General features: G+C 33.2%; 13 protein-coding genes. 5 read left to right on the forward strand and 8 right to left on the reverse strand.

What is annotated here, in order from left to right; genetic code table 11:
• Positions 1–20 precede the first annotated feature (20 nt).
• From HX049_RS02945 to HX049_RS02965, 5 genes are read left to right on the forward strand one after another with little or no spacing between them, the layout of a single operon-like run.
• Positions 21–926 carry a ParB/RepB/Spo0J family partition protein gene (locus HX049_RS02945; protein ID WP_286413923.1) on the forward strand — a complete coding sequence of 302 codons (906 nt, stop codon included), beginning with the start codon at positions 21–23 and terminating at the stop codon, positions 924–926.
• Positions 926–1,513 carry a DUF5683 domain-containing protein gene (locus HX049_RS02950; protein WP_286413924.1) on the forward strand — a complete coding sequence of 196 codons (588 nt, stop codon included), beginning with the start codon at positions 926–928 and terminating at the stop codon, positions 1,511–1,513. The genes HX049_RS02945 and HX049_RS02950 overlap by 1 nt, the downstream gene beginning before the upstream one ends.
• 12 nt (positions 1,514–1,525) lie before the next feature.
• Positions 1,526–2,230, forward strand: coding sequence for a 4-hydroxy-tetrahydrodipicolinate reductase (gene dapB / locus HX049_RS02955; protein WP_286413925.1), 705 nt, complete (start codon positions 1,526–1,528; stop codon positions 2,228–2,230).
• A gap of 36 nt (positions 2,231–2,266) precedes the next feature.
• Positions 2,267–3,859 (forward strand): signal peptidase I, encoded by a 1,593-nt coding sequence (lepB, locus tag HX049_RS02960; RefSeq protein ID WP_286413928.1) that lies wholly within the window; start codon positions 2,267–2,269, stop codon positions 3,857–3,859.
• 8 nt (positions 3,860–3,867) lie between these two features.
• Positions 3,868–4,491 carry a WbqC family protein gene (locus HX049_RS02965; protein ID WP_286413930.1) on the forward strand — a complete coding sequence of 208 codons (624 nt, stop codon included), beginning with the start codon at positions 3,868–3,870 and terminating at the stop codon, positions 4,489–4,491.
• A 222-nt stretch (positions 4,492–4,713) separates the two neighbouring features.
• Here the strand turns inward: HX049_RS02965 and HX049_RS02970 are convergent, their stop codons facing one another.
• The 8 genes from HX049_RS02970 to HX049_RS03005 form a co-directional block, all read right to left on the reverse strand.
• Positions 4,714–5,409, reverse strand: a complete 696-nt coding sequence (locus HX049_RS02970; protein ID WP_286413932.1) for a sulfite exporter TauE/SafE family protein — start codon at positions 5,407–5,409, stop codon at positions 4,714–4,716.
• A 3-nt stretch (positions 5,410–5,412) separates the two neighbouring features.
• A complete protein-coding gene (locus tag HX049_RS02975; protein ID WP_286413934.1) occupies positions 5,413–5,871 on the reverse strand; it encodes a FixH family protein in 459 nt (152 codons plus the stop codon).
• Positions 5,872–5,889: 18 nt separating this feature from the next.
• Entirely contained in the window at positions 5,890–7,323 is a 1,434-nt protein-coding gene (gene ccoG, locus HX049_RS02980; protein ID WP_286413936.1) for a cytochrome c oxidase accessory protein CcoG, read from the reverse strand.
• A 604-nt stretch (positions 7,324–7,927) separates the two neighbouring features.
• Positions 7,928–8,905, reverse strand: coding sequence for a cbb3-type cytochrome c oxidase N-terminal domain-containing protein (locus tag HX049_RS02985; RefSeq protein WP_286413938.1), 978 nt, complete (start codon positions 8,903–8,905; stop codon positions 7,928–7,930).
• Positions 8,902–9,108, reverse strand: a complete 207-nt coding sequence (locus HX049_RS02990; RefSeq protein WP_006257102.1) for a CcoQ/FixQ family Cbb3-type cytochrome c oxidase assembly chaperone — start codon at positions 9,106–9,108, stop codon at positions 8,902–8,904. Before HX049_RS02990 ends, HX049_RS02985 begins: the two co-directional genes overlap by 4 nt.
• Positions 9,109–9,127: 19 nt before the next feature.
• Entirely contained in the window at positions 9,128–11,308 is a 2,181-nt protein-coding gene (gene ccoN / locus HX049_RS02995; RefSeq protein ID WP_286413941.1) for a cytochrome-c oxidase, cbb3-type subunit I, read from the reverse strand.
• Positions 11,309–11,314: 6 nt separating this feature from the next.
• Complete coding sequence (gene ccoS, locus HX049_RS03000; protein ID WP_286413943.1) at positions 11,315–11,521, reverse strand: cbb3-type cytochrome oxidase assembly protein CcoS; 207 nt, start codon at positions 11,519–11,521, stop codon at positions 11,315–11,317.
• Positions 11,522–11,597: 76 nt separating this feature from the next.
• Positions 11,598–13,988 carry a heavy metal translocating P-type ATPase gene (locus tag HX049_RS03005; protein WP_286413947.1) on the reverse strand — a complete coding sequence of 797 codons (2,391 nt, stop codon included), beginning with the start codon at positions 13,986–13,988 and terminating at the stop codon, positions 11,598–11,600.
• Positions 13,989–14,101: the final 113 nt, after the last annotated feature.

Here is a 14,101-nt window from a genome sequence, read left to right on the forward strand (position 1 = left end):
GAATTATTATTTAGAATATTATGGCAAAGGCAATTAAGAAACAAGCTTTAGGAAGAGGACTATCGGCTCTATTAAAAGATCCGGATAACGATATTAGATCAATTGAAGATAATAATGCAGATAAAGTAATCGGCAATATTATAGAGCTAGACATAGACTCTATTGAGATAAATCCATTCCAACCTAGAACGAACTTTAACGAAGAGTCTTTACAAGAATTAGCTACGAGTATTCGAGAATTAGGTGTAATACAACCTATTACAGTTAGAAAAATTGAATTCAATAAATACCAATTAATCTCTGGTGAACGTCGTTTAAGAGCTTCTAAAATAGTAGGTCTAGACTCTGTGCCTGCTTACATCCGTATAGCGAATGACAATGAGTCTCTAACGATGGCTTTAGTAGAGAATATTCAACGTCATGATTTAGATCCTATCGAGATAGCGCTATCCTATCAACGTCTAATGGAAGAAATAAATCTAACACAAGAACAAGTAAGTGATCGCGTAGGAAAGAAACGTTCTACTATCGCTAATTACTTGCGTCTATTGCGTCTAGATCCTATCATCCAGACAGGAATAAGAGACGGATTTATCACTATGGGACATGGTCGTGCGATTATTAATATAGAAGACTTAGATGTACAGACAGATATCTATCACAAAATCATCACAGAAAACTTATCTGTGAGAGAAACTGAGGCTATCGTAAAAAAATATCAAGAACAACTAAGAGGTATAGTATCACCTGCTCTACCTAAGAAAAATACAGAATTTAATGTTCCTGAAAGTTATTCGAAATCATTCGGACAATTCTTTGGAACAAAAGTAGATATTAAAGTTTCTAATAATGGAAAAGGGAAGATATCTATTCCTTTCCACTCTGAAGAAGACTTAAATCGTATTATCAAACTATTAGAAAATTAGTGAAACACAAGTTATTAATCCTATTATTCTTCATAGGAGCAGTCTGTCACCCCACCTATGCGCAGTCTGTAAGTGAAGAAGATGTACCTACTACGAAAAAAGAGTCAGCAGAATATAAACCTTTAGATCCTGTAGCTCCTTCTCGTGCGGCATTTTATGCCTCTGTTATTCCTGGAGTAGGTCAAATCTATAATAAGAAATATTGGAAAGTACCGTTAGTATACGCAGGTATAGGAATACCTACATACTTCTGGATGGATAACCAAAAACAGTATAATAGATATAGAGACGAATATAAAAAACGTCTACAAGGTGTTAACGATCCTAACGACCCTACTTTTGGAGGATTAGACAATGATCGTATATTAGAAGCTCAAAAGTTCTATAGACGTAATAGAGATTTATCTGTAGTAATCACAGTTGGTTTTTATGTTCTAAGTATCATAGACGCTAACGTAGATGCTCACTTGATGCAGTTCAACGTTAATGAGAACTTGACTATTAAGCCTGCCTTTGAGATAGACAGAATGAATCTTCAGAATCAAAATCAGTTCCAATACGCGATAAATGTAGAATATCGCTTTTAAAATATTTATCCAATGAAAATTGCTTTATTAGGATATGGCAAAATGGGTCAAATCATTGAGAGAATTGCCATAGAAAGAGGTCATGAAATAGTACTTCGCAAAAGAAGTTCTGATACTTACGAAGGGCTAAAAGATGCAGATGTAGCTATAGACTTCAGTGTACCTTCTGCTGCTGTACAGAATATTACAACTTGTTTTGAACTAAATATCCCTATTATATCGGGTACCACAGGTTGGTTAGAAGAATATGATAAGATGGTAGATCTATGTACAAAAAGCAATGGTGCTTTTTTATATGGATCTAATTTTAGTTTAGGAGTAAACCTATTCTTTGAGCTAAATAGCTATTTAGCTAAGATGATGAATAATCTTAATGATTATAAAGTATCTATGGAAGAAATACACCATACCCAAAAGTTAGATGCTCCTAGTGGAACAGCTATTTCTTTGGCTAATGGCATTATTGAGAATACAAACTATACAGCATGGACACTAGATACCCCAGACGCTAATGAGATACATATCGACGCAAAACGCATAGATAGCGTACCTGGTACACATAGTGTATTCTATGACTCTCCTATCGATCAAATAGAGATAAAGCACACAGCTCATAATAGAGAAGGCTTTGCTCTAGGAGCAGTAGTAGCTGCTGAATGGATACAAAATAAAAAAGGAATATTCTCTATGAAAGATGTTCTGAATTTAAAAAAATAATTATCTTCACTAATAATCATTAAACAATACTAAACTATGACAATGTCTCAATGGTTTTTGTTTTTTCTTTTAGTACAAGTTATACACTTTCTTGGAACTTGGAAATTATACGTAAAAGCTGGAAAGAAAAGCTGGCAAGCTATCGTGCCTGTATATAATGCTGTGGTCTTAATGCAAATCATTAACCGTCCTAGATGGTGGGTTATCTTATTGTTTGTACCTATTGTGAATTTAATCATGTTTCCAGTAGTTTGGGTAGAGACACTGAGAAGCTTTGGAAAAAACAAAACAGTAGACACTATACTAGGAGTAGTAACACTAGGCCTTTATATCTATTATATCAACTATGCTGTCGATGTAAAATATGTAGATAATAGAAGTACAAAAGCAGCTACAAGCTCAGGCGAAACTGTTAGCTCTATTCTATTTGCAGTTGTAGTGGCTACAGTGATTCACACTTATGTAATCCAACCTTATACAATACCAACATCTTCTTTAGAAAAGACCTTATTAGTAGGAGACTTCTTATTCGTAAGTAAGTTTCATTATGGAGCAAGAACTCCTATAACTACAGTAGCGTTACCAATGGTACATGATACTTTACCATTTACAAAGAAAAATTCTTACTTAAAGAAACCACATTTACCATACTTTAGATTACCTGGTTTTCAAAAGATACAACACAACGATATCGTCGTGTTCAACTGGCCAACTGATACTGTTTATCAGTTCAACGACCCACTTAGAAGACCTGCTGTTGATAAACCAATCGACAAGAAAACAAACTATGTTAAACGAGCTGTAGGTTTACCAGGAGAAAACATTTCGTTAGTTAATGGTGATGTTTACATCAATAATGAGAAACTAAAACTAAATGATCGTGCTAGATTACAGAACACCTATACTGTAAAAACAGACGGTACACCTTTAGATCTTAATGCTTTAGTAAAACGACTAGATACAAGAGAGGGTATTGAATACTTTAACAATGATCCGAAAACTCTAATCTTCGCTGCTTTAACAGATGATAATGTTGAAGTTTTAAAGTCTATGTCTCAAATAGTAAGTGTTACAAAAGGATATCCAGAAGAAGCTAAAGCGTATATTCAAGCAGCGTATGCTAATGTAATATTCCCTCATAACTCTAAAACTTGGACAAATGATGACTTAGGTCCTCTACATATCCCTGCTAAAGGAGAGACAGTTACTTTAAATGCTGATAACTTCCCAATGTATCAAAGAGTTATTCAAGTATATGAAGGTAATAAATTAGAAGTTAAAGATAATAAAATCTATATCAACGACGTAGCTACAGATAAATACACTTTCCAACAAGATTATTACTTCATGATGGGAGACAATAGAAACAGATCTGAAGATAGTAGATATTGGGGATTTGTACCTGAAGACCACATCGTCGGAAAACCCGTTTTTGTATGGTTAAGCTTAGATCAATACGTTCCATGGTCAAAAGCATTAGATAAGATTCGTTGGGATAGAATGTTTACCACAGTAAATGGTAATGGTAAACAGATTTCTTACTTCCCTTACTTCTTAGTAGCCGTGATAGGTTTAGTAGGTTATAATACTTACAAAAAGAGAAAAGAAAAAAAGAATTCAAAATATTAAAATAAAACATGAATAACATACTTATTCATCCTAGTTACTTCCCTTCTATCAGTCACTTTGTAGCTATGCTACAAGCAGACAAAATAACATTTGAGATGGAAGATAACTTTCAAAAACAAACCAATAGAAATAGAGCATTCATCTATAGTGCTAATGGAAAGCAAATACTTAATATTCCGATCAAGCACTCAGAAGAACCTAAACAAAAATATAAGGATGTAAGAATAGAGCATGCTTTTGGCTGGCAAAAACAGCATTTTAAAAGCCTAGAAGCAGCTTATAGAACTTCTCCTTACTTCGAGTACTTTGAAGATGAGATTCGTCCTATTTTTGAAGGAAAACCAAAGTTTATGTTAGATCTTAACCTTCAAATACATGAAGTGTTATGTTCTTGCTTAGGGATAGACCTCCCTTATGAACAAACTAAAGACTACCATAAAGAGGTAAGCAATGACATTACTGATTTGAGAACTTTAATAAATGGTAAAAAAGATACTAATATCTACACACCATACATCCAAGTTTTTGATGAAAAACATGGCTACCTAAACAATCTAAGTATTCTGGACTTATTATTCAATGAAGGAAGACATGCTATCGATTATCTTAAAAAGCAGTCACTAAGCATATAAAAAAAGCTGACCAGAGGTCAGCTTTTTTTCTTTCATAGCGCAATTTTATACTTTTATTTTAAGTACTATAACGATAAATTATAAGTAACAAACAATCAACATATCTTTTCCTTTTCATAGCATTAAAAATCGTTGATGACTTTATCGTTATACACTTAAGACAATAATTCTGAAAAAAGTCACATCATTTTATACAATTTATTTAAAATAAATTGTATTCAACTAACAATCAGCCTCTCCTCTCACAAAAAGATTTAAATTATCTGGAGATAGAAAAGGAATATCCAGTCCTAATCCACGAATAATAAACAACATCCCAAAGACTACAATAACATAAGGGTAATACTTCATAATACCGTTTCTTACTTTAGGAGAAAACATATCTCTAACATAAATAATAGAACTCATCAAAGGAATAGTTCCTACTCCAAATAGAGCCATATATAGCATCCCCATAGATACACTCTGTGTAGCTAATGCACCAAACAATGCGACATAAACCATACCGCATGGTAAAAAGCCATTAAAAAAACCAATAAAGTACAATGTCCCTTTATTCTGTTTTTTAAACTGACCTCCTAGTTTAGTTTTAATCTTACTCACTACAAAGTAAAAAGGTTTTAAAAAGCCAAAGTTACCAAGCTTGTTTTGTGGTATTAATATAAAGACAATCATTAAGATTCCAACTACTATAGACATCTGCTGTTGCAACCCTGCTAAGTAAAGCCCCTTACCAAACATCCCAAAAACAAGTCCTAAAATAGAATATGCAGATATTCTTCCTAAATGATAGGTGAATATCTGCATAGCTTTTTTAGTACCGTTACTCTTAGAAACTGGCAACATCATAGCTATAGGGCCGCACATACCAATGCAATGCAAACTACTAATCAGTCCAAAAATAAGAGCTGTAATCACTAATTAATCTTTTTTTACAGTTAAACTTTGTTTATTTCTGTAATCTGCTCCATTATAAGACCATTCTACCGCAATATCCCAACGACCGTCTACCAAAGCATTGTTAGGTATGAGCAAATTGGAAGAAGACAGAGATATTGGCATATCAAAGTCTAATTTCTGGTTAGACGGTCTGTATAGGAATATTTTACCTGTAATATTTTTTGCGTCAAAATCTGAAGGAAATACAATAGATATATCTCCAGCTTTAGTAGACTCAATAGACACTGGAGTCGCAAGCTTCAATGCTGCTACTTCCCTATCGTGTTTACCATCTACTTCTATTTCTTGTTGATAATAATTTTCAGTAACTAATTCATTATCATATTTACTATCAATCTGTACTCTTATAACATATTGCAGAATGAAGACCATAAAAATCCCCATAGCAATAACAATACCTGTTCCAAAATTAAACTTCATACCTAACAAATTTTAATATTAATCCAATGTTCTAGGGCCTAAGAAGTTTGTTGATGTTGTTTGAATCAACTTATCTCCTTCATATACCTCTATTTTAACTTTTGTACGATGACTTTCTAACAAGAATTGCGGAACATCGATAAACATAGTTCCTTCTGCATACCCTTCTTTATCCACTTTTATAATTGGATTCCCTACTAAAGTAATAACTCCCGTTTCTGGTGAAGACAACTTAAAAGTTACATTCTCGAAATCCTTCATCGTTTTATTTACTACCTTAAAGGTATAAATGTTTCTAATATTCTCTTTATCATCTATAGTGACGTGTGTATAAGTTTGACCTGCAACACGAAGCACAGTAGCTTCAATATCTGTTCTTAAGAACAATAACCCTACCAAAATAGTCATTAGGATACAAAGAACAGCTACATAACCTTTCTGACGTAGACTAAACTTAAACTTAGTACCTTCTGATATCTCAGATTCAGATGCATAGCGTATTAAACCAGTAGGTAAACCAACACTCTCCATCATATGATCACACTCATCAATACAAGCCGTACAGTTCACACACTCTAACTGAGTACCGTTACGTATATCAATACCTGTAGGACATACATTTACACATTGTTTACAATCAATACAATCTCCAATACCCTCGGCTACTCTATCAACTCCTTTTTTAAACTTAGCTCTTCCGTTTGTTGCTTCACCACGTACGTGATCATAAGCTACAATTATAGATTTGTTGTCTAATAATACTCCTTGTAATCTACCATAGGGACAAGCAATAACACATACTTGCTCTCTAAACCATGTAAATACAAAGTAAAAAGCTCCAGTAAATATGATCAATCCCATAAAGCGTCCCATATGATCTGCTGGTCCGTCTTTCATCATCTGAAGAACGACATCACTTCCAATAATATAAGCTAAGAAAACATTAGCAATCAAAAAGGAAATAACAAAGAATATAAACCATTTTAAGACTCTCTTTCTAATCTTCTCAGAAGTCCAAGGTTGTTTATCTAAACGCATTTGAGCCCCTCTGTCTCCATCAATCCAATATTCAATACGTCTAAAAACCATTTCCATAAAAATCGTTTGAGGACAGATCCAACCACAAAATATACGACCAAATGAAACTGTAAATAGAGTAACAAAAACTACCCCTATAATCATAGATATTACTACAAGATAAAAATCCTGTGGCCAGAAAGGAAAACCAAAAATATTAAACTTTCTATCTATTACGTTAAACAATAAAAACTGGTTCCCATTTATCTTAATAAATGGCGCAGCAAAAAGAAACAATATAAGAGCGTAACTTACGATCTTACGTTTATTATAAAAAGGGCCCGAAGGTTTTTTAGGATAGATCCAAGCTCTTTTACCATCTTTGTCAATTGTACCTATGGAGTCACGGAAACTCTCATCATGTATTGTAGCCATAGTAAAATGTTTTTCAATGAGTAATAAAGCAATAAACTACTTATACTCTATTCTTATTATGTTAGTTTATAATAGTGCCTAAGCACAAGTTCTTGACAGATAATCTGTCAGAAATCTTTTAATTATTGTCGCCTAAAAGATTCCATATTCTCTTAATCTGAAATATATCTAACTGTTCCGCTTTCCCTAACCAAAGTAAAAAACACAAACAATCCTATTCGCTTATTAAAAAGATAAGATTTACTTCTCATCCTACTGTTAAATCAACATCTATATTTATCAAGCTCCAAAAAGCATAATCACTTCTAAATACCTACTCCTTTAAACAGTTTAACTCTACCAAGTCTTCATTTAACAACTAAATAGAACCTTGACAGACATAAACTTTTCTATACTAGAAAGGTACGAAAAAAGCTCTCAATATGCATTGTTTTTATGATAATAATACTACATATAACACCTTTATTAACAACAATAAGCTAAATAAGTCAACACCCCTTAATTAATAGAAAATAATTGGTATAAAAGAGGGCTAAATTGTCAACCTTAGCCCTCTATTCTTTTTACCAGTCTATACTAATAAGTTAGCATAGACTATATTATTTTAATTCTTTACTTCAACAGTTTCTGCGTCTACAGCAACCTCTTCAGAAGTTTCTTCTTTCACACCTTCTTCTGATGCATCTCCTTTTGTCAATTCTGCTTTAGACCATACGATATCTCCTTCCGGAGCTTTAGCCTCTGCTGGAACTGTACCATTAAGAGAAATAACATAAGAAGCTAACTTTTCAATTTCAGATGGTTTGAAATTTGACTTCCAAGGCACCATTCCTTTTCCAGGACGTCCACCTTCAGAAATTGTATTGAAGACATTTTTCATACCTCCTCCTAATATCCAATGGTCGTCAGTTAAGTTAGGTCCGATAGCTCCACCACCATCATTCTTATGACACACAGCACAGTTAGTATCAAAAAGTGCTTTACCAGCAGCTAATACAGTTGGATCGTCAGAGAATACTGCTTGATCCGCTGTTAACATGTCAGGAGCATTTTTCTTGTACTCCTCAACTTGTTCTTTAGCAGCTATCATTTCTTTTTCAAACTCGGCAACTTGATTATCTGCATCAAATACGTGATATCTCAACATATAGATTACAGCAAAAATTGCAGTTACATAGAAAAGTCCAACCCACCATGGTGGTAAATCATTATCTAACTCTTTAATTCCATCATAATCATGATCCATCATGATATCGCCTTCTTGCTCAATTGTTTTAGTGTTAGTCAATTTTTGCATTAAGCGTTTTACCCAAGGGGCATCTCTTAATGGACGACTAGCTTCTTTTTGTTTTAGAGCTCTCTCTTCAGGAGTCATTAAGCGATCCAAAATCTTGTTTGTTGCAGATGCTACAATTTCAACAGCAATCAATGCGAACAAGAATAAACCTAATAATATTAGAACAACGGGATGTTCTACAAAAGCCGGTTTATCACTATCCCCCCCTACTAACCATTCTATCGCTAAAAAGAAAATAGCAAATAGAAGAGGAACTCTTACATATACTGGAAAAAACTTTTTCATAATTTTCGTGAATTACTATCAACATTGTGCTCTTCATCATCCATGAATGGCATATTGCTCAATTCTTCTATTGTGTCTTTCTTATAAGTAGCAACCCACACGAAAAGTCCAACAAAGAATGTAAAGAAAATAATAAGTGATATAATAGGGAATATCTCCACTCCACCTATTGTTTCCATATTATGTTTAATGAATTTTAGCATATTGATTCATTTTAAAATATTATTCTTCTACCTTTTTAATGTCGGTACCTAAACGTTGTAGATAAGCAATCACTGCTACGATCTCACGATCACTCATAGGTATAAACTCTTCACCTTTTGCTTGTGCACGTTTTTTACTATCCTCGTATGACTTAACATAGTCAGGATCTCCTTCTAAATTCTTAGCAATCTCTTCAGATTGTGCTTTTATAGAAGCTTTTGCGTTAGCAATATCCTCATCTGTATATGGAACTCCTAAAGTTCTCATCACACTCATTTTAGTTTCTATGTTTGAATAGTCTGCATTTTTATTAGCAAATAACCATTTATATCCAGGCATGATTGAATTTGGAGATGTTGACTGAGGGTCATACATGTGGTTATAATGCCAACTATCAGAATATTTACCTCCTACTCTAAATAAATCTGGACCTGTTCTCTTAGAACCCCATAAGAATGGGTGATCGTAAACATATTCACCTGATTTTGAGTACTCACCATATCTTTCAACTTCTGAACGGAAAGGACGAATCATTTGTGAGTGACATCCCACACAACCTTCTCTAATATATAGGTCACGACCTTCTAATTCTAGAGGAGTATATGGTTTAACACTTGTAATTGTAGGAATATTTGACTTAACAAATATCGTAGGAACAATCTGTACCAATCCTCCAATTAAGATAGCTACTGTAGTTAAAATAGTAAACTGAATAGGTCTTCTCTCTAAATGAGTATGCCATCCTTCTCCTTTTAATCTACCAGCAGAAATTCTTTGTAATGCCGGTGCTTCAGCTAATTCATCTTGAACTGGTTGACCAGCTTTTACAGTTTTATAGATATTATAAATCAATACTAATACCCCTGCTAAATATAATGTACCTCCAATAGCACGCATTGCATACATTGGCATAATAGCTGTAACTGTCTCTAAGAAGTTACCATATTTTAAAGTTCCATCAGGGTTAAAGTCTTTCCACATTAAGTGTTGAGAGAAACCTGCCACATATAATGGAATAGTATATAAGATAATACCTAATGTACCAATCCAGAAGTGGAAGTTAGCAGCTGCTTTAGAATAAAGCTCTGTTTTAACCATTCTAGGAATTAACCAGTACACCATACCAAATGTCATGAATCCGTTCCAAGCTAACGCTCCAACGTGTACGTGAGCTACGATCCAGTCAGTATAGTGAGCAATAGCGTTTACGTTTTTAAGAGATAACATTGGTCCTTCAAAAGTAGCCATACCGTATCCTGTAATACCTACTACGAAGAATTTTAATACTGGATCAACTCTTACTTTATCCCAAACTCCACGAAGAGTTAAAAGACCGTTGATCATACCTCCCCAAGATGGTGCAATTAACATTACTGAGAACACAACTCCTAAGTTTTGAGCCCATTCTGGTAATGCTGAATACAATAAGTGGTGAGGACCTGCCCAGATGTATAAGAAAATTAAAGACCAGAAGTGAATAATAGATAGTCTATAAGAATAAACTGGTCTATTCGCTGCTTTTGGCAAATAATAATACATTAACCCTAAGAAAGGTGTAGTTAAAAAGAATGCTACCGCATTATGTCCATACCACCACTGTACTAATGCATCTTGCACCCCTGCATACACAGAGTAAGATTTAAATGCACTTACAGGTAACTCTAATGAGTTAAAGATATGTAATACTGCTACGGTAACAAAAGTCGCTAAGTAGAACCATATTGCAACATAAATATGACGCTCTCTTCTTTTGATAATCGTCATAATCATATTAACACCGAATGTTACCCAAATCACTGCAATCGCAATATCAATAGGCCACTCTAATTCAGCATACTCTTTCGATGTTGTAAAACCTAATGGTAAGGTAATTACAGCACCAATTAAAATTAATTGCCATCCGTAAAAGTGAAGATTACTTAAAAAGTCACTGTACATTCTGGCTTTACATAACCTTTGTAAAGAATAGTATATTCCTCCGAAAATTGCGTTACCAACGAACGCAAAAATCACAGCATTAGTATGCAATGGACGCAATCTCCCGAAACTCAACCAAGATATTCCATCTGTTAAGTTAGGAAATATAAACATCACTGCTAAAACTAATCCTACAAGCATTCCGACAGCTCCAAAAAATATTGAAGCATAAAGAAATTTCTTTACAATTTTGTTGTCATAATAAAATTGTTGCACTTCCATAGTTGTTTATATTTGATTTTCTTTTTGTTTATTATCTGTTTTTTTTTCTTTCTTCTCTTTTGAAGTGATTTTCACTTCGTCATCAAAAAGCATACGCACTGAAGGTGTATACGCGTCATCAAATTGACCGCTTTTTACTGACCGTATAAATAAGTATAGAAATATACCAGCTACTACTACACTGATACTAATTAAGAAATATATAACACTCATACCTAATATTTACTTGTCAAAATTAACATTATCTAATACCTTAAAACATGATAACTATCATATTTGGCTTTTTATCTTAATCTTTCTTTATAATTCTCCTTGCAAAATAATTACTCATAATTGTTACAAAGCTTATTATAGAAACAGTGCTTATTGGCATTAATATAGCCGCTACTAATGGAGACATTTTGTTCATTATAGACACTGTAATACCAATCACATTATAGCTCAAAGCTAAGATATAACTTAATTTGATAATTTTAACAGATTTCTTTGAATAATTTAAGAACGATTTTAAATATTTAAACATTTTCGCATCTAGAATAGCATCACTTGCAGGAGTAAAAACATTAACATTCTCAGAAACAGATACTCCTACATTACTTTGAGCTAATGCACCTGCATCATTTAAACCATCCCCTACCATCATTACATTTCCTCCTTCTTCTTGTATTTTTTTGATATATTCCAATTTCTCTTCTGGTTTCTGATTAAAAACCAACGAAGTAGAGCTAGGAAGAAGTTTTTCCAACACCTTTCTCTCACCATCATTATCCCCCGATAGAATAACTAATTTATATCCTATATTTGTTAAATTTTCAAACAATTCTGTAATACCTTCTCTATAGTGATTAGCAAATACAAACTTCCCTTTGTACTCCCCATTAATTTGTATATGAACTGCTGTTTCATTTAATACTTGCTCACTTTGAATTCCTAATAAACCAGGAGATCCTATTAGATAACTATTCTTATTTATTGTACCTAACAGTCCTTTTCCTGGTATTTCTTCAAACATCTCTGGTTTAACAACCACCTTTGTAGACAAAAAATTATACAGTTTCCTGCTCAAGGGATGATTAGATGCTCTAATAATATTTCGAATATCACCTTGTTCTTCTTTAGACAGCTCTTCTCCCACATACTGTATAGTTGAACTTGCATTGGTAGTAATCGTACCCGTTTTATCAAACACAATGGTATTTACCTTTGCCATTTGTTCTACGACAGTAACATTTTTTAAATAGAACTTATTTCTACCATAAATACGAATAGCATTTCCTAAAGTAAATGGAGCTGTCAAAGCTAGCGCACAAGGACAGGCTACGATTAGAATTGCTGTAAACACATTAAAAGCAGCATTGATATCCACAAAAGCCCAGCCTATAAAAGCAGATATAGAAATCAGCAACAATACAGGGGTAAAATAATGACTAATCGTATCTGTTATAGTTTTATACTTAATATCTACTTTTTTCTGGAAGACGTCATTACTCCATAACTGAGTTAGATAACTTTGAGAAACCGTATTCACTGCCTCTATCTCAATAACGTCTCCTACTTGTTTTCCTCCTGCAAAAACTTTATCTCCTGATTTCTTTTCTACAGGAACAGCTTCACCTGTTACAAAACTATAGTCAATAAACGCTGATTCTGAAATTAATATTGAATCTACAGGTACTAGTTCTTGGTTACGAATCAGAAGACGATCCCCTTTTACAACTTCATAGACTTGAATAGGTTCTTCTACTCCATCCTCTCCAATCTTAGTAATTGCAATAGGAAAATAGGATTTATAATCTCTTTCAAAAGACAAGAAGTTATAAGTGCGTTGTTGAAACAGTTTCCCTAATAACATAAAGAAAACTAACATAGTCATACTATCAAAAAAACCAGGACCTAAATCAAATATAATATCTATGGTACTACGGATAAACATAACTATAATCCCTAAAGACATAGGAATATCAATAGTATAGTTTTTTGTTTTAATACCTTTCCAAGCAGCTAAGTGGTAAGGAGAAGCTGAATAAAAAAAGACAGGTAAAGAAATAAGTAATATAAGCCATCTAAAAAAATCCTTATATTCTCTCATCCAGATATCATCAATATTAAAATATTCTGGAAAAGAAAGCATCATAACATTCCCAAAACTAAAGAATGCTATTCCTATTTTATAAATTAAGCTTCTATCTATAGCCTGAGGTTTATCTTCATAGTTCTTCAAACTTATATAAGGCTCATAACCAATCTTAGTTAACAATAGCACCAGTTCTTTTAAAGATACCTTTTCCGAATTAAATGTAATAGTCGCTTTCTTTTCAGGAAAATTAACCAATACCCTAATCACTCCTTCATTTAGCCTATGCAGATTCTCTAATATCCAAATACAAGAACTACAGTGGATATGTGGAATATATAAAGAAACAATATTAGTTGTCCCCTCATTAAACTCAAGAAGCTTGTTAATAATTTCTGTTTTTTCTAAAAAATCATACTTCCCATTTGCTTCTTCTGGAGTAGCACCTGGAGTAGTCTCCATGTCATAATAACAGCTTAAATCATTCTCGCTAAAAATCTCATAAACTGTCTTACACCCATTACAACAAAACTCTTTATCATCGAAGTCAATGCGGTTAAAAGTAGTCACCTCATTACCACAGTGATAACACTTATTCTTATCCATAAATTATTGCTCATTTTACCTATACCAAAGGTCTACGTTTAATAATGGAGAATATATGACATTTATCATAAAAAATCACTATATTTGTAGAGTTATTTTAACAAAACTACTTG

This window comes from Myroides odoratimimus, assembly GCF_030326305.1.
GTDB classification, from domain to species: domain Bacteria; phylum Bacteroidota; class Bacteroidia; order Flavobacteriales; family Flavobacteriaceae; genus Flavobacterium; species Flavobacterium odoratimimum_A.